This is a genomic window from Endozoicomonas sp. ALB091, assembly GCF_049310265.1.
In the GTDB taxonomy this organism is placed as follows: Bacteria; Pseudomonadota; Gammaproteobacteria; order Pseudomonadales; family Endozoicomonadaceae; genus Endozoicomonas.
The window spans coordinates 617,786-634,832 of the sequence record NZ_JBLYNQ010000001.1 but is presented as its reverse complement, the minus strand read 5'-3'; the positions used below and the strand labels follow the sequence as shown (position 1 = coordinate 634,832).

The 17,047-nt window shown below is 49.2% G+C and carries 13 protein-coding genes; 5 read left to right on the top strand and 8 right to left on the bottom strand.

Features of this window, described 5'->3' with window-relative positions; genetic code table 11:
- Nucleotides 1-411 precede the first annotated feature (411 nt).
- Complete coding sequence (gene can / locus ACO6UX_RS02755) at nt 412-1,086, top strand: carbonate dehydratase (RefSeq protein WP_422444624.1); 675 nt, start codon at nt 412-414, stop codon at nt 1,084-1,086.
- Nucleotides 1,087-1,548: 462 nt separating this feature from the next.
- On the opposite strand, the gene ACO6UX_RS02750 is transcribed toward can, so the two are convergent.
- Nucleotides 1,549-2,682 carry a phosphatase PAP2 family protein gene (locus tag ACO6UX_RS02750; RefSeq protein WP_422444622.1) on the bottom strand — a complete coding sequence of 378 codons (1,134 nt, stop codon included), beginning with the start codon at nt 2,680-2,682 and terminating at the stop codon, nt 1,549-1,551.
- A gap of 196 nt (nt 2,683-2,878) precedes the next feature.
- Here ACO6UX_RS02750 and ACO6UX_RS02745 point away from each other — a divergent pair, with 196 nt between their 5' ends.
- Together ACO6UX_RS02745 and ACO6UX_RS02740 are read left to right on the top strand one after the other, a co-directional pair.
- The gene (locus ACO6UX_RS02745) at nt 2,879-3,412 is read left to right on the top strand and encodes a cytochrome b (protein WP_101749222.1); all 534 of its coding nucleotides are present in this window, start codon (nt 2,879-2,881) and stop codon (nt 3,410-3,412) included.
- Nucleotides 3,413-3,566: 154 nt separating this feature from the next.
- Entirely contained in the window at nt 3,567-4,469 is a 903-nt protein-coding gene (locus tag ACO6UX_RS02740) for an ankyrin repeat domain-containing protein (protein WP_422444620.1), read from the top strand.
- A gap of 85 nt (nt 4,470-4,554) precedes the next feature.
- On the opposite strand, the gene ACO6UX_RS02735 is transcribed toward ACO6UX_RS02740, so the two are convergent.
- The 3 genes from ACO6UX_RS02735 to truC form a co-directional block, all read right to left on the bottom strand.
- Complete coding sequence (locus tag ACO6UX_RS02735) at nt 4,555-5,604, bottom strand: Fic family protein (RefSeq protein ID WP_422444618.1); 1,050 nt, start codon at nt 5,602-5,604, stop codon at nt 4,555-4,557.
- Between the two features lie 259 nt (nt 5,605-5,863).
- Nucleotides 5,864-6,298 carry a hypothetical protein gene (locus ACO6UX_RS02730; protein WP_422444616.1) on the bottom strand — a complete coding sequence of 145 codons (435 nt, stop codon included), beginning with the start codon at nt 6,296-6,298 and terminating at the stop codon, nt 5,864-5,866.
- 30 nt (nt 6,299-6,328) lie between these two features.
- Nucleotides 6,329-7,081, bottom strand: a complete 753-nt coding sequence (gene truC / locus ACO6UX_RS02725) for a tRNA pseudouridine(65) synthase TruC (protein WP_422444614.1) — start codon at nt 7,079-7,081, stop codon at nt 6,329-6,331.
- 437 nt (nt 7,082-7,518) lie between these two features.
- On the opposite strand from truC, the gene ACO6UX_RS02720 reads away from it, so the two are divergent.
- Nucleotides 7,519-7,767: a hypothetical protein gene (locus ACO6UX_RS02720; RefSeq protein ID WP_422444612.1), complete on the top strand. Its 249-nt coding sequence runs from the start codon at nt 7,519-7,521 to the stop codon at nt 7,765-7,767.
- Nucleotides 7,768-7,912: 145 nt separating this feature from the next.
- On the opposite strand, the gene ACO6UX_RS02715 is transcribed toward ACO6UX_RS02720, so the two are convergent.
- From ACO6UX_RS02715 to ACO6UX_RS02705, 3 genes are all read right to left on the bottom strand, one after another.
- Complete coding sequence (locus ACO6UX_RS02715) at nt 7,913-9,217, bottom strand: HlyD family type I secretion periplasmic adaptor subunit (RefSeq protein WP_422444610.1); 1,305 nt, start codon at nt 9,215-9,217, stop codon at nt 7,913-7,915.
- Nucleotides 9,217-10,926, bottom strand: a complete 1,710-nt coding sequence (locus ACO6UX_RS02710; protein WP_422444608.1) for a type I secretion system permease/ATPase — start codon at nt 10,924-10,926, stop codon at nt 9,217-9,219. Before ACO6UX_RS02710 ends, ACO6UX_RS02715 begins: the two co-directional genes overlap by 1 nt.
- A 124-nt stretch (nt 10,927-11,050) precedes the next feature.
- Nucleotides 11,051-16,084, bottom strand: coding sequence for a 5'-nucleotidase C-terminal domain-containing protein (locus ACO6UX_RS02705; protein ID WP_422444606.1), 5,034 nt, complete (start codon nt 16,082-16,084; stop codon nt 11,051-11,053).
- 339 nt (nt 16,085-16,423) lie between these two features.
- On the opposite strand from ACO6UX_RS02705, the gene ACO6UX_RS02700 reads away from it, so the two are divergent.
- Nucleotides 16,424-16,654 (top strand): hypothetical protein, encoded by a 231-nt coding sequence (locus tag ACO6UX_RS02700; protein WP_422444604.1) that lies wholly within the window; start codon nt 16,424-16,426, stop codon nt 16,652-16,654.
- Here the strand turns inward: ACO6UX_RS02700 and ACO6UX_RS02695 are convergent.
- On the bottom strand, nt 16,625-16,969 hold the full coding sequence (locus ACO6UX_RS02695) for a hypothetical protein (RefSeq protein ID WP_422444602.1): 345 nt from the start codon (nt 16,967-16,969) through the stop codon (nt 16,625-16,627). The two genes, ACO6UX_RS02700 and ACO6UX_RS02695, sit on opposite strands and share 30 nt — an antisense overlap.
- Nucleotides 16,970-17,047 lie beyond the last annotated feature (78 nt).

Genomic DNA, 17,047 nt, shown 5'->3' with positions numbered 1-17,047 from the left:
GCCTTCTTAAAAGGCTTGAACCACTTCATTATTCACCTCCCCTGGATAACTGACCTCTCTGCCTTGAACTGTGGTCACCGTAATCAGGCATCACTCTTTTCCGGTATCAGTCAACGCACAGAGATCGACTGCCGGTGGTTTAGCAGAAAACATGCCAAATGCCAGAAAACCTGATAACCAGCTGAATTTACTGGTGTTAGCTTATTCTGGCGGACAAATGCCTTGCCTGTTTAAGCCCGTAAGAAAACTTCAGAGATAGCAACAACGGTGCAGCTACATCCGCTGCACCCCAGAGCTTGCACTAATCTGGAACATCGCCACCGCATGCCCCGGTTACAAACCTCTTACATTTGAGTACTGGTTTTGCCAGAGCGGAGTTGCTATAACGTTTTCCAGTTATGGAACCGAAATATGGATCAGGAAACTATGTCCAGTCTGGCAAACCTCCTTGAAAACAATAACCAATGGTCCAAGTCCATTCGTGAAGAAAAGCCCGGCTTTTTTGAACAACTCTCTGAGCAGCAGGCCCCCAAGTATCTCTGGATCGGGTGTGCCGACAGCCGGGTACCTGCCAACGAAATCGTCGGCCTCCTTCCGGGCGAACTGTTTGTGCACCGAAACGTTGCCAATGTGGTGGTTCATACCGACCTGAATTGCTTGTCAGTCCTTCAATATGCTGTGGACTACCTGAAGGTAGAGCACATTATTGTGACGGGGCACTATGGCTGTGGCGGTGTGCGCGAAGCCATGAACAACTCCAAGCTGGGACTGATCGATAACTGGCTCAGACATGTGCAGGACGTTAAGAAAAAGCACACTGAGCTGCTTGAGAATGCTGGCAGTGATGATGAACAGTTCCAGAGAATGTGTGAACTGAATGTTCTGGAGCAGGTGCTGAACGTCTGTCAGACAACCATCGTTCAGGATGCCTGGGATCGCGGCCAGAAACTGACCGTAAACAGCTGGGTTTATGGTTTGAAAGATGGTCTGGTCAGGGATCTCGGTCTGAGCGTTGGTTCCAATGAAGACATCGATGTGCAGTATCCGGCAGCGGTTGAGAGCATCGCCAGTAAGCTGGAAGGGTGATTTGCCCTTAGGAGTTGTCTGGAAATAACTTCCCTATTTTCATTGCCTGACTCCGTTCGGACTGAGCTTGTCGAAGTTCGGTGGCACGACCCTTCGACAAGCTCAGGGTGAACGGAAATCGGGAACTTATTAAAAGACAATTCCTTAACATCTGTTCTTAGGGTGGACATTAAGCTTACCCCTCCATTTTCAATGGCTTTTGAATGGAACCACGAAGGACACGAAGAGCACGAAGGAAAAGAAAATCTCTTCTTTGTGCTCTTCGTGTCCTTCGTGGTTCCATCTTTAACTTCCCGAAGAGGGGAGTAGACGCTTAATGTCTACCCTAAGAACATCTGTTGGCATCAGACGGGGGCGGGTCGCAAGGTGCATTGTGATCCGCTTTCATCGGTTCATATAATTTTCTGGCTCCTGAAATTTGCCAGCCTTCCAACGTTCATGATGATGGTATTATTAATCCCATCACATCATCGCCTCTGCCTCTTGATTATCCCTATCCTGCATCGGCCCCTCTGCTTCAACAGCTCGACTATACACGTCATCGTCATAGTAATATCCGGTATTTTTATCCACTACAGCGCCATGGTTAAAAACCCCACTGCGAATATATGGGGAGCAAGCAGCGGCAATGATGCCTATACCCGCGCCGACGGACACATCAATAACATCATGTTTGGCCGCCAGAACCCTTAGTGCCCCAGCCAGGGCTCCAAAACCCATGGCACCCGCAAAGGCAATAAGTCGCTTCCCGGCCGGTGAAGAAAGCGGCTGGTTTGAGAAGACTGCCATTTTTGACAGCAAGCGCTTGAAGGCGGGGGAAGACATCGCCGCAGTATCTATAATGTTAAGGACAACCTGCGACCAGGCAATAGCCGAAACTGACGCATGCCCCGAGGGCATGGCCTTGAAATCATCCGGATCCATACACAGATTTCCATGGATATAGTCAGGATTCAGGACATAGGGACGTTCTCTATCAATTTTCATTTTCATATAATCAACAATACCGGCGACACTTGCCACCAAGACCAGGGATTTCACCACTTCACTGGCCTCTGTACGGAACATTTTTTTCGCCAGCTCCTTGAAATTATTTTCCATACGACCCGGTTCCGGCACCTGCTCACTTGACTGTTTACCGGAATACAGCCGCGCTACGAATCTGGCAATGTGGCTGGCAAGCAGCGTCGCACAGCCACCATACAATACAACATCACTTGCCCCATCGGCCCACTCCACTTCCGGCTCAGGAAAACCCAGGTGAGGATTCGCCGACAGTGTTCCATTTCGTGAACCTGAAGGCCCCCATTCACACCCGTTAGCAGTGGGCAGGCTATTGATGATCAGTAAGGAATAAACAACAGGTACCGCAGACATCAGGCGAGTCATGAGGCGATTGCCCCCTTCCTGTGCCTGTCGGAGCCAGAGTTGGTCATCCGCCCCGGCCCGTTGCAATATAGACGTGACCCCGGATCTGAGGACAGCACCAAATCCTCTGAACTGTTTGGCATCATCAGGCTTATCAATGGACTGGTCAAAAGCGTTTTCTGAAACGTCACGACACGCTTGCAATGGTGTTGTTGAGACAATATTCATAAGCAAAGATCTAACTTTATCTGCCTACTCGTTAGTCTCGGATTGCCATCACAAAGTTCCTTGCCTGAAGCGAAAAGACTCAACCAGGATTTTTCAGCAACGGTTACGCTTTGAGACAACCTCTATGAATTCATATAGCACCAAAACACTATAATAAATTATGATATCCATTAACTAAAAAAAGCAGGGCAAACCGATGAGCAACTCTGATAAATACCCCGTACTCATGCGCCTGATGCACTGGACTGTCGGTCTTCTTATTTTGGGCATCATTGGTGCTGGCTGGTATATGGTCGGCCTGGAAGACAACGTCAGCTATAAATACGACATTTACCACTTACATAAATCCTTCGGTGTTCTGGTGATCTTCCTGTTGTTCGCCCGTCTGGTGATTCGCTGGGCCAGCAAGATTCCAAAACTACCGGACAGCATGCCGACTTATCAGAAAAAACTGGGAACACTGGTGCACTGGCTCCTCTACCTCTTTATGTTCCTGGTACCGGTGAGTGGCTACCTGATGTCTGACGCTGCCGGTCGTAAGGTGCCGCTGTTCAACCTGGTCATGCCCAGCTTCCTAGAAAAGAATCCTGAGCTGGCGGGCCGACTCCACGATATCCACGTCATTATTCCCTATGTTCTGTTGGGCATTGTGGTACTGCACATTCTGGCCACCATTAAACATCGTTACTTCGATAAGCCTGAGCATGATGTTCTGCATCGGATGCTTTAAAAGCTCCCCGGGTCAGCTCCGGTTAAGGTGCTGATCCGGGAAAACAGAAAATACGATTTCATTTGGTTAACTACTTATAATCACACCTTCTGAAACTATCGACTCTGGTATTGGTCTAAACGGTTTTAACGTGTCTAAAATTGAGGAGGATATTTTGGATACCAATGCAAAACCGCTCTCATCTGCTCCCTCTTACGAAAAGACATATCCCCCTGCCAGTGCTGCCAATAGTGGTGCAGGCAGTGCTGCCAATAGTGGTGCAGGTCTGGAAGAGCGACTGGCAAAAATTACGACATCCTGCCATCAAGTCGAGAGGAATGAATCTCACCAGCGTACTTTACCCCAAAGAGCTTTATATCCCGCTGAATGCCCACCTAAATTACCTGCAAACACTCAGTTACAGCTACTGACCTTAATTAGGGAATATCCTGATAAAGATGGGGATGCTCTTTTACACATGGCAGCGGTGCATGAAAAACTGCCAGTGGCTCAATTATGGAAAAATGCCTTACCCCAACTTTTTAACAGTGATTTAAATCAACAAAATCATTTAGGACAAACACCGTTACATGTTGCGATCTGTAATAATGACCTTCAGATGATCAGTTTTTTACTTGAAAATGGTGCCTCTGTCTTAATACATGAGGGAAGTGGTAGAACAGCCATTCATTTTGCTTGCCAGTACGGGACGATAGAAACGCTTAAACTAATACTTCAACGTATCGAACGGAGCAGCCTGCCCGCCGTTCTCAATGCAGAAACATGCAATGGGGGGTTAAATAGCCTTCTTTTTTTTGTAAGCCAACATAACCCTGTCAAGGAAGATCAGTTCCCGGTTGTTGATTTACTGATTAAATGTGGTGCAAATCCCAATCATCAGGACAAATGTTCCGGAAAAACGCTCATTCATTACCTTGCTGACCAAAATAATGTTGCACTTTATCAATACCTGCAAACCAACTACGGCTCAATAATAGACTGGCATGCTGCTCGATATGATGGAGGACGGGTTTACTTGCAGGACGGCATCTTTGTGTTTGAAAAAGAGGAGCTTTAGACGTTCAGATCAGGAACAGGCATAGAAGCCACCTCGCTTATAAGAGATGACTTCTTTACTGATTCGCCGTTTTCGCGCTGCCCGGTCAGGGATTACACTTTTGCCACTGGGCACCACGCCCTCTGCCTACTGGTTCCAGCAAGCCTTCAACGCGCATCTGCTGAACCACCTTTTTGACCAGTTCCCGACTGACCGTGGGGATTTGCAGGCAGATATCCGCAATGGAAAAAGCATGACTGGTCTGCTCAATGGCCATCTTTACCAGCTGCGATTTGGGCGCACGACTGCCCTGCCACTGCAGAGTATGAATTTTATCTTCCAGTTCATCGTAAGCCCGAATCAGGGTATTCAGGAAAAAATCGATCCATGGCATCGGATTGTGCTGCCCTTCATGCCAGCCTTTTACACTCAGCTGTAACGCCCTTTTATAGGCCTGTTCATGCTTTACCAGAACCCGCTCCAGGCTCATCAGCTGGGCCACCTGATAACCGTTAAGCGCCAGCATCATCGCCATGATCAACCAGGCGATACGGGCATTGCCATCGCTGAAAGGATGAATACAGAGAAAATCCAGGACAACCGTTGGTATCAGTAACAGCGGCTCAACCTGGTGCTGAAGCCCTTCATGGTAATAGGCAACCAGCTCTTCCATGGCCCCGGCAATGGCCCTGGCGGGCATGGTTCGATATAGAACACCGATTCTCTGCCCCTTGCTGTCCCGCTCAACAATCTCTTTATTGGTAACCCGCCAGCGTCCGCCTTCGTGGGGCACATGGGCATATAACATGGCATGCAGCTGGCGGATAAGGCTAACCGACAGGGTCATGTGTTCGCCCGGCTCAACCACCATCTCCAGGCCATCGCGGTAGCCGGCAACCTGCCTCTCAACCGGTACAGTCGGACGGTATTCCCGGTGCACCAGCTTACGAACCAGCTCTCTGGAAGCGACAATGCCATCCAACCGGCTGCTGTATTCCACAGACTCCAGTACCGCAACCTGACGGAGCGTATCCAGAACCTCCGGCTGCTGACGAATAGAGACCAGCTGGCGGCCTCTGAACTCTCCCAGTTGCCTGAACAGACCCAGCTGATAACTGCTGAAGACATAACCGGATAAATGCTGCAGTGTTTTCATACAATACGACTAAAAATATAATAGGTATTTATCGGGTACAATGCTGAGAAACAAACCGCAGCTTTAATTATTACCCATTAAATTCAGAAATTTAAGAAAAACTCATAAATAGGATATTTATTGGATAATATTTAATCAAACTCGTAAAAACACCTATCCATCAGCAGGATGGAGGTCAGACAAACACTTCAAGGGGAAATTTAAGGAAAGAGAAAGGTCGCTCGCAAAACCAACCAGATGACTTTGCGAGATCGATGGATTAAAACTTACAGACTTGAACACACATCAAATTGCACACCATGGCGTCCGGATCATTTCGACAGGATGATGCGCAAGGGTTGAATTCACCGCCCAGCTGTGTGCAGGTTTCTTCTGCCATGAACTCACACTCCTGGTGCTCTTCCAGCCAGCGGCTCCCTTCCGTAGCGATACAGGCCAGAACATTCTCAGGTCCGGTTGCGGTGATCTGGGCAGGAATAGAGCGGGTCATGCGAACATCCTTCAGGACACCTGCCTGGCTCAACGCCATCACCTGCTGCATAACGGGATCCGGGGTCATGGTGGAACCGGTAAACTGACGGGTTACGACGGCTTCCGGCTTTTCTGCATTAGCCTGCTGTGACTCCTGGGTGGATGCACAACCAGCCAGAAAAATTGCCAGCGACACCAGCATTCCAGACATGATGTTTTTCATTGGTATACCTCAATCCGACAAAAAGGGCATTTATACCGTGGGATTTGGCATTGTCCAGCCAAATCGCTGCAAAAGTTGATCAAAAACACTATCCATCGGCGCATAAAAAGCGATGGGCTTACCGGTAACCGGGTGGTTCATTGCCATGACAGAACAGTGCAACAGTAATCGGTTCGCAGCAAAGTTCTCGGCAAAATACCGATTATGGTTTCCCTTGCCGTGTTTTGCATCACCAATAACAGGATGGGCAATATGCTTCATATGCCGACGAATCTGGTGCTTGCGACCGGTTTTGGGCTTTGCCTCCACCAGCGAATAGCGGCTGCATGGGTATCGATCAATGGCTATTGGCAGCTCAACCGTCGCCAGCCGATGATATTCGGTGACCGCTTCCTGGGCAGGTTTATCCTGACGTGCCTTGCGATCGGCTATATTATCCAGTTTTTCCTTCAACGGGTGGTCAATCACACCGGACTGGGGCACATAGCCCCTGACAATGGCATGATAGATTTTACTGATCCGGCCTTCCTGAAACTGCTCACCTGCCCGTTTGGCAACTTCGGACGACAGGGCAAACACAAGCACTCCAGACGTTGGTTTATCCAGCCGGTGAAGGGGAAACACAGGTTGACCGATCTGATCCCTCAATAGCTGAATGGCAAAGCGGGTTTCATGACGATCAATCATGGAGCGGTGCACCAGCAAGCCGGAGGGTTTGTTGATAGCCACCAGCCATTGATCCTGATAGATAATATCAAGTTGTTCCGCAGGCGCTTCGATCATGCCTTTTGTCCAACAAAAAAAGTCCACAAGAATAACGGATAAATCAGAACAGTGCTGGAAAAGTGACAGTTAAAAAAAAACGATTATTTGCCGCTTATTGTCATTAACTATCCCGACACTCTTTCACTTTTCTGCTCTTTGGTCGCTATACATCTTCACTATTGCTTAACCTCTTAATAAGTAACTGGCCATATGGAATCAAATATTTCTGGCTACTTGGGCAGGTGCTATGCGAGGCACAACGGAGGAAGCATAGCCGTAGCTATGTGACCGGAGTTGTAACGAAGCACGACTGCATGGATGCAGGAGCTAGAGCAACGCAGGAGCAGTTGCCGGGAGTGCCTGAACAAGGAGTCAGAAATATTTGATTTCATATGGTTAGCTACTTAACAGGGGCTGGGAATAGGTCGTCTGCTTACTATCAACGGAGAACAACCATGAAAAAGACACTATCTGCCATCGTATCTTCTTCTGTCATTCTTTTCAGCGCCAATGCTTCAGCGGATCGGGACTATGCTGCTCAGGCCATGGAAAGACATGGCATGGAAAAACCGGTATCAATGCCTGTTATGAATATGGTGAATGCGATGAGTACCAGAGAAGCACTGGACGCTATTACGGTTCCTACAAAGCAGGAAGAGCTACAGGCCAGAATGGAAGAGCTTGCTGAAAGAAGAGAAAATTAATTTTCCTTTGACTGTATGGTTGTGGTTAATTCCTGATCACAACCATATCTCCCCATTCCAGTATCTCTCACACCATCTACCACATGCTCAGGGCTTGAACGAAGTGCTGCCGTCGCTATGCTATCAATGGTTCTGTCAGACGGAATCACGATTCTCGCCATGCCTTATTCATAGAATCACGCAAAGGTTGCGACAAATATTCAAATGCCGTTCTGGAACCTGTTGTAATCATCACATCTGCGGGCATTCCCGGCAGCAAACTCTTGTCACCCAGTCGTTCTATTTCATCTTTACCCACTTCAATATGCACCAGATAATAGGGCTCTCTGGAAACGTCATCGACCAGACTATCTGCAGAGGCATAGATGACATTGCCATTGAGGGCAGGCGTCGTTCGTTGCGGAAAAGCCGTGAGCTGAACCCGCGCAGACTGCCCCACCACGACGCGATCCACATCCAGAGTATTCATTCTGGCTTCTATGATCAGGGCATCCCTTTTTGGAACCAATTCCATTAAGACCTCACCCGCCTGCACTACGCCACCAATGGTATGAACCTGTCGATCAACAATGATACCTTCTGCCGGTGCGCGCACTTCAAGGTGCTCCAGCATATAACGGGACGCCCGGGTGCGTTCGACCAAATCGTTAATCTGGGCTCGGGTACTGTTCAGGTCATTAACCAGTCGTTCCTGCCGTTCCTGTTTCAGCTGCAGAATTTCCAGCTCTGCTTCCGTGATGGATTTTTCCGCTTCGGCAATATCTGCCAGATAATCGCTCACCTGACCATCAAGATCCGCTTCTTCTTTTAAGGATGCATTCACAACCGTTTTCTGAACAAAGCCCTGACCATAAAGTTGTTGATAACCGGACAGTTCATCCTTCACCACAGCCAGGCGACGACCTGCTGCCGATTTCATGCCCTGCATACCGGCAATCTTCTGCTGAATTTTTTCAATTCGCTGGCGCACCATCCTGATCTGACCGAAGTGAGACTCCTGACGCTCACTGAATAACCGACCCTGTAACCGTAACGTGTCTTTAAACCGGTCAGCCTGTTCAGACTGCTTAGTCAGTTCATTGGTATAAACAACAACTTTGTCGTTTACCAACTCTGCCTGAAGCCTGGTTTCTGTGGCCCTGGCATAAAATAAACTGTCTTCCAGAATGGCAAGCCCTGCTTCAGCGCGGGTTTCGTCCAACCTGACCAGCACATCCCCGGTTTGCACCAGGTCACCGTCAGTAACCAGAATCTGTTGTACCCGCCCCGGCTGCAGACTTTGTATCGCTTTGCGCTGGCTATGCACCGTTACCTTGCCACTGACCAGTACAGCGCTGTCCATCACAGCCAGAAAGCTCCATCCGAAAAAAACACCGAATGTCATTATCACGACCAATATTCCGATGCGACGATAGAATCGACTGGCTGTCTCAAGAGGATTGATATCCATCAGGCAGTTACCTCTCGCATTGCAGGTTTTATGGCACGTTTAGCATCACCAAATCGTTCAATACACCCGTGGTTCAACACCAATACCTTATCGACACAGTGCAGCAACTGGGGGCGATGGGTCACCATCACCAGGGTTACTTTTTGTTCGTGCAGTTTGCGAACTGTAGCCATTAATGCCTGCACACCATCCTGATCAAGACTGGCATCCGGCTCATCCAGAACAACCAGTGAGGGCTGCCCGTATAATGCTCTTGCAAGCCCAAGGCGTTGTCGTTGACCGCCGGATAAATGCACACCGCCTTCTGTTTCAACCCGGGTATCATAACCATCGGGCAAACTTAAAATCAGAGAGTGCATATCTGCCAGCCTGGCAGCCTTAACTACTGCCTCAGAGTCCACATTTCCAAAGCGGGCAATGTTGTCTTTTATGGTGCCCGGAAACAGTTCAACACCCTGAGGCAGGTATCCCAACCACTGCCCCACTTCAGCACGGTTCCAGCGACTGATATCCACACCGTCCAGTCTGGCTGCACCACTTGTCGGCTCCCAGACGCCAACCAGCAATCGGGCCAGGGTACTTTTACCAGAGGCACTTGGCCCAACCACTGCTAGGCTCTCACCGGCCTCCAAAGCAAAGCCAATACCTTTTATCACCGGCTTTTCACCGTCAGGCACACTGGCTACCAACTTTTCAATCTGCAGGTACCCATTCGGTCTGGGCAGGGACATGGCCTGAATGTTGTTATGCAGATTTGAGAAAAACTGATTGATACTCGTCCAGGCGGTCCGTACCTGACGAATATTTCCGGACTGACCAATGACCATTTCCAGAGGTGCCAGTGCCCGGCCTAAAAGAATTGAGCTGGCGACCATGGCACCCGCTGTCATCATTTGATTAAGGACCAGCAGTGCGCCTGTTGCCAGCATCGCAACCTGCAACAACGGTCTGAGAAATTTTCCCAACGCCTGAAAATTGCCGCCCAGATCACTGGCTCTGAAGTGTCTGACACTGCCACGCTCACGTCTGGCCAGCCAATGGCGGACCAGACCATCGCCCATACCTAATGCCCGGCATACTTCAACATTGTCCAGCGCCTGCTCAGCAAAACGGGATGATTGCTGGTGTCGAGCACTCGCTTCTGCCATAAGCCCCCGGGTCATGCGATCAGACAAGAAGGCAACCATCGCCAGAATCAACGCGCCTATCGTCGCGACAATCCCCAATGCCGGATGCAGCATGGCGATGACGATCAAATAAACCGGAATCCATGGCGCATCGCATACTGCAAGCACCCCCTGACCAGAAATAAATCCAGTTACTCTTTCAAGGTCTTTTAGTTTTTCCCGCTTTACCACGCCACTGGATTGCAATAACTGCTTTAACAACGGTGCTTCAAGAGCCTGTTCCATTAATCCGGCAAGCCGGACCAGCAAGCGTGAGCGTATCCAGTCCAGCAAGCTCGCCATCAGTATCAAACCAACAGCAACGACACTCAGCGCAATAAGCGTAGGTACACTCCCGGCGGTCAAAACCCGGTCATACACTTGCAGCATATAGAGCGGCACCGTTAACAGGAGGATATTCAGAAAAAAACTGAACCCCAGAACGGATGCCAGTTGACGCTTGATGGTAGATAGTGCTTTTTCCGGGAGCTCTTGTTTCGAAAAATCTCGTTCCGAAAGAGCAGTCGCCTGATTATTCAACAACGGTCACACCCTGTGATGTTTTTGTTTTACAGCTTTTACGACATTGTTTCAGAAATTTGTTACAGAACAATGGCACAAAAAAGCCGGTGATCAACACCGGCCTTTCAGGTTTTCTCAGCAGTGTTTACACCAGCTGATCATCCCACTGCACATTGTGATCATTCAGTTGATCCAGGCTGACACCAATCAAGGTAAGACTGCTGTTGCTGCCCAAATCCACCAGAAGATTTCTGCCCTGTTGGGTTGAGGCATCCCGAACCGCATCAAGAGAATCAAAACCCAGACCATTTAACAGGATAGTATCGCTGCCTGCTTCGAAATCCCGGATCACATCGTGACCACTATTATTTTCAAAGGCAAACTGATCACCACCAGATCCGCCCAGTAACCAGTCGTTACCAGAACCACCGGCCAGGTAATCATGACCACTGCCGCCGGATAATCGATCGGCACCATTGCCACCTTCCAGCCAGTCGTTATGACTGCCACCAAGCAGTTGGTCCTTACCGTTACCTCCCATCAGCACATCGTGACCGTGATCACCTTTCAGGTAGTCATGGCCTTTGCCGCCATACAGCTCATCATTGCCGAAACCACCGTCCAGACGGTCCTTACCAGCGCCACCAAACAGGAAGTCATTGTGCGCCCCACCCTGCAAATCATCAGCGCCCTTACCTCCATTGAGCCAGTCATTGCCATGATCGCCCTGCAGTCGGTCATGACCATCGCGACCATAAAGCTGGTCGTCACCGTAACCACCGATTAAGTGATCATTACCTGCCTGGCCATCAAGCCAGTCATCCCCCGCTGCACCATTCAGGATGTCATCCCCATTACCACCGACCAGCTCCCCATCACCATGATCGTCGATGGAATCAACAGGTTCTGTCGTCTGCTCCTGCAGTACAGAATCCTGCCGAACAGCCAGGTTTTGAATCCGCGTATCGTCAGCAGGGTTCGTTTCAGCACCCTGATAAGGGTTGTCAGAATAGTGAGCCAGCAGATACTCAGCCAGTGCATCCTGCTCGCTACCGGGAGCGGCAAAATCAGCAAGCCCTTTGTCCGTAAGCACATCTCCCAGTTGTACGACATCGGTTCCTGCCTGGAATGGATAGCCGTCGCCACCACCAGCAAGGAAGTTCAGGGTCACAATGCGAATGGCCATATCGGATGGTACGGCTAACTCACCGTTTTCCACCAGAGTCTGCAACAACTCACCATTCTCATTGACCAGTGCTGCCGAACGTATACGTTCACCGGAGGCCAGTGAGGCATCAAAACTGAAACTGATACCACTCACCTGGGCAAACTGTCCCGGGGTTGTGCCAGGCCCGGATGCTGCCACGCCATGCTCCAGAACAGCCAGCAACTGTTCTGCTGTCAGGGTCATTAACGTCAGGCCGTTGTTGAATTTCAGAGCGTTTTCAACGTCCAGCTGTGAAATTTCACCAGCCTGCTTACCCGACAATGGGTTAGCCGCTGGCGGCTGCTCGCTGTAACCACCTTCTGAATCCGGTTCAATGGCACCAATCGGAGCTCGAATACCACCGCCGTTTTTGATAGAAACCATTACACTGCTGTCGTAGCCCTGAGCGGCTGCAAGGTTGGCATCTGCAGTAAGATTCCCCATATTGGTTTCTTCAGTTCTGACGGATTCTCTTCGACCTTCAAGATACACAGCCGTTTTGCCAAGAATATTGCTGTCTTTCTCGTTGACTATGTCCTGCACGGCATAGGTCAAATCCTTAACCAGGTCACCCCGGGTACCTTCTGCAAAGGCATCCTCTTCACCCCAAAGTTGTTTTACCTGCTCATCGGTGGTTGCAAAGGCCCCACTTTCGTTGACGTCAGTTGCATCGCCATTGTCGTCCAGAATGATCTTTCCATCTGCATCAAAATCAATAACCAGTCTGCCAACATAGCTGTACTGACCGTCTGTACTGACGATGACAGCGGGATCACCGTCTTTATTGGTCGTGGTGAAGGGATAATCTTCTGCGGCGACATCGCCATCATTAAGCACATCGGTTTCATCCGCCTGCAATGTGTCGGAGCCTCCAGCGATCACAACATCTACGCCACTGAGATGCTGAACAAGTGCTTTTTCCAGGGCAATTTGCTGAAGGTGTGAAACCAGGATGATTTTATTCACGCCCTGATCCATCAACTGATCAATGACCGGTTGCAGTATATCGGCCAGAGCAGCCATATCATCTGTAGCAGCATCCCCTTTGACAGCCGTGTTTCCCGGTGAAGAGATCTGCGCCAACAATGGTGTGGTGGCACCGACCACACCAATTTTTTGGCCACCCTCTTCCAGTATGGTGGCAGGCGCAATCTTCGGAGTTGATTGCTGGCTGGCAGAGGAAACAGGACCGGTGGCAAAATTCTGTGCAGGAAGAATGTCGTCGGTGTACAGATCTGCCAGCCTGGCATCCTGGCTGAAATCGAGGTTTGCACTCAGGTAAGGAAACAGGGTACCGACCCAGCGGTCGTCACCCAGTCCATCACCTTTGTACTGAGGCACCATCAAATCACCAAGAATGGCAGTACCCATATCGAATTCATGATTACCCAATGCAGCAGCATCAAAGCCAATGGCGTTCATGATGGAAATATCAACACGTCCGCCACCTTCGCGAAGGCCTTCATACATTTCATCGCCAGTCAGCTGGAACAACTGGTTATAGAAATCGTTGAACACACCATTATCCCGAAAGACGCCACGATCTTCCGCTGCCGAAAAGAAAGGTCCGGTCAGGAAGTTATCACCGGCAGATAACGTGATGCTATTGCTGTGGGTATCTTCAAGGGCATCCACAATAGCGGCAAAGTTAGCTGCCCGGGGAATGCCTTCAACACCACCTTCAAGATCCGAAGCATGCAGAATCTGCAGGGTATAGACCTCATTTGCCGACTCACCAATGGTGACTTTGGCAAGTAACGGGTCATGGTCGCTGGCCTGATCAGCAAACTCACTATTGATGTGCACAATATCCACTTCGGCGGAATCAGCCAGGTTGTTGCTCACCAGAATTTGATCCAGAACCTGAGCGTTTCCCTGAAAGTTATAGGTATGGACAGCCCCATCATCCAACTCATCGATCAGGTTGGTCATGACATTGTCATCGCCCCGGCCTTCAATGACATCCGCCGGACCTTCCCACTGGAAAGCGTTGAAATCGCCCAGAACCATGACATTGGCATCCGGATCATTGACCATCAGGGTATCGACATAATCATTGATTGCCTGTGCCTGATCCATACGCTCCTGGTAACCTGCGTTGACAAATGGTTGCTCCACTCCATAGATGGGGGTGCTACCGTATTTAGACGACAAGTGAACATTAACCAGATCAACCGTTTCGCCATTGAATTCGAACTGGGCATGAAGCGGTTTGCGGGTTCCAGCAAACGCCGGAGCATCAAGACGATGAGCAGACTGAGCTACATAATCGACTCTGTCCGGATTATAGAGGTAACCGACTCGAATGTTGCCCCCAGGCTGACCTCCGTCAGCATTATTTTCAGGATCAACCTGCACATACTCATAAACAGGACCTCCGGCATTGGTGATGGCATCAATCAGCTTCTGCCAGGTCATATCCGCTGACGGGTCACCGCTGTCTGTAGCGCCGTCATTATCCTGGATTTCCTGCAGAGCCAGGATATCCGGTGAACTGAGGTTTTGAGTAATCTGACTGGCCAGGGTTTTAAAACGACTGATGTCGTCATTAGCGTCAAGATTCTTGACGTTGTAACTGGCAACAGTCAGTTCATTACCTTCGCCCTTCAGCTGTGTCATGTCTTTATCAAGCCCACCATCGGTGACGGTGAATATTTCCGTCGCCTTAACTTCGTAATTGCCATAGGCATAACTCATAACACCGGTCACATCACCCAGAGAATCAGCAACATTCACCCGGGCAGAAAAATCATCAGGCAGTAGATCTCTATCAAGCTGAATCTGAACCCGCTCTGGATTCAAGTCAGTCTGCCCCAGTGCAATACCACCACGATCATTCATACCGGATGCATTCTTACCCTGGTCAGCAACCGTGAAAATCTCACCGTATTTATTGGTGGGAGAAACAGCAACTGCATCTTTAACGGTAACTCTCATGCCTTCAAGGCTTTCAAAGAAGTCGATACCGTCGGTTTCAGGGTCAAAACTGGTTAAGGCATCATCGTCCACATTATCAGTAGGAAGTTGACGTCCATTTTCACCAATAACGACGGTATTGGGTAAGTCATTACCAGCACTGTTGACGGTTAATTCACTGATGTTACTTAATTGAGTGATAGAGAGGTTGCCGGAACTGCTACCTCCGCGTGTGTATTCACTGACGGTCCCCGCCAGGGAGATATCATCACCAACCGCCACTGATGGCATCGAGTCGGTAAAAACAAATAGAGCATCCGATGTTGCAATATCACCATCTTCCGGCCCCTGAAGATAAAAACCATTACTCTCTAAAGCTGTTACGATACCTGCGGTAGCGACGACCTGACCAGCGAACGCAGATGTATGACCAGCGCCCTGTATTTCATAAATGGCTTTAACCGGAACCGGACTATTCTGTTGACCATCTCCGACCACCTGATTGGGCTTATTGGGGGTATTTACAGCTTCACCATCTTCGGCATCAGGAGCACCAGAAAGAATGCCATCCCCTGAATAATCATTTCGAACGAAATCATTGGCTGAATCAGTATCCAAACCATCAGTTGCCCGTGATGCACCACCAACGGTATAGCTTATACCGTCGTATTCCGGGGCTAACACGGTGTTGCTGAATGCCGAGTCAGCAACATCATCCAACACGGCAACAGAATCCAGTTCCGCTGAATACAGACTCTCACTAAACACTTGACCGACAGAACCGGAAAAACCATCCACCAGCAATAAAGTCTGCGATCCATTCTGTAACTGGTTACTGGTTTGAATAGTCCAGAAACCACTGTCATTTGTAGTACCCAGCTGGAATGCCTGGACAACCTTGCCGTGATTAGAACTACTTACATCACCCTCTACATTAATCAGCCAGAGATTGGAATAGTCGGTTAATGGATCGCCAAGCACTTCAATAAATTCATTGGTATCCAACCCACTGTGATTAAACACAAACTCATTAATAACCGGTGACTTTGCAGGCATATCGAATGTCCTTTTCAGGTGTGTGAGCCTCTCTGTTCACAGCAGCAAGAACAACAACGAAAGGATGATTTTGAGTAAGACCCGAACAAATTGCATGAAAGATATGTCAGTGCGATGTCTTTTTTATGAAGATTTATGAAACCCCAACCATTTTGAAAACCGGTGCTTTATTCAAGCTTCGATTGTTCTGACTCTTGAAGTTTCTCTATCCGACGTTTCCAGACAAAGTAGTATTTTGACTTTTTTCCATGAAAGAGAATACTCATGCGTGAGCCCTGACCAAGCGCCTTTATTTCCCTGGTCAAAACTGTGTCTCTCAGCCAAATCATATGTAGAGCTATGTCATTGGATCAATCTCTGGTCTGTCTCCCCGCCTATGCTGACTCGTCCTGTCTGGATAAGATCACCGGTGAAAAAATCATTGCTGCACTTTTGCGGGTAACCTGCATACTTCAAGAGTATGAAGGCCAGTGGTTGTGCGGCACAGCCACCGGTCATTGCCCTGCCCTGATGTTGTTTGAAAATAGACGATATCTGCCTTCAGAGCAGATCAGCAACATCAGCCCTTAGCAGGGGCTCCTTGCCCAGATCAAAACCGGCAACCGCAATATGCAGGGTAAACAGTTGCTTCAGGGCGGCAAAGTCTCTCGGCCCGGGCCACTTGTCTTCATCCTCGGTCCACACAGAGAACTCATTTTCCAGAATGGCGTGCGCTTCTTCACTGACACCATCCAACAGACTCTCTTCAGATTCATGCTCGTCAAACAGATAAGCACCACCTTCGAAGTCCCACGTCTGAGGTAGCTCGGCATCCAGGCTTGTTACCCAATCGATGAATGCTGTTTTTGGCTTCAGGGTTATGACACAACGGTTTATAAACTTCATTTTTTACCTGTCTAATCAATCGGTAAAGTAGTGAGATCAATAGATAACTTAATATAAGTCGGCAGATTAGCACTCTTT

Excerpts from the sequence above, each read along its gene's own strand:
- ACO6UX_RS02695 (WP_422444602.1), bottom strand. The coding sequence starts at position 16,969 with ATGAAGTTTATAAACCGTTGTGTCATAACCCTGAAGCCAAAAACAGCA.
- ACO6UX_RS02720 (WP_422444612.1), top strand. The coding sequence starts at position 7,519 with ATGAAAAAGACACTATCTGCCATCGTATCTTCTTCTGTCATTCTTTTC.
- ACO6UX_RS02745 (WP_101749222.1), top strand. The coding sequence starts at position 2,879 with ATGAGCAACTCTGATAAATACCCCGTACTCATGCGCCTGATGCACTGG.
- can (WP_422444624.1), top strand. The coding sequence starts at position 412 with ATGGATCAGGAAACTATGTCCAGTCTGGCAAACCTCCTTGAAAACAAT.
- ACO6UX_RS02750 (WP_422444622.1), bottom strand. The coding sequence starts at position 2,682 with ATGAATATTGTCTCAACAACACCATTGCAAGCGTGTCGTGACGTTTCA.
- ACO6UX_RS02700 (WP_422444604.1), top strand. The coding sequence starts at position 16,424 with ATGTCATTGGATCAATCTCTGGTCTGTCTCCCCGCCTATGCTGACTCG.
- ACO6UX_RS02715 (WP_422444610.1), bottom strand. The coding sequence starts at position 9,217 with ATGGATATCAATCCTCTTGAGACAGCCAGTCGATTCTATCGTCGCATC.
- ACO6UX_RS02735 (WP_422444618.1), bottom strand. The coding sequence starts at position 5,604 with ATGAAAACACTGCAGCATTTATCCGGTTATGTCTTCAGCAGTTATCAG.
- truC (WP_422444614.1), bottom strand. The coding sequence starts at position 7,081 with ATGATCGAAGCGCCTGCGGAACAACTTGATATTATCTATCAGGATCAA.
- ACO6UX_RS02705 (WP_422444606.1), bottom strand. The coding sequence starts at position 16,084 with ATGCCTGCAAAGTCACCGGTTATTAATGAGTTTGTGTTTAATCACAGT.
- ACO6UX_RS02730 (WP_422444616.1), bottom strand. The coding sequence starts at position 6,298 with ATGAAAAACATCATGTCTGGAATGCTGGTGTCGCTGGCAATTTTTCTG.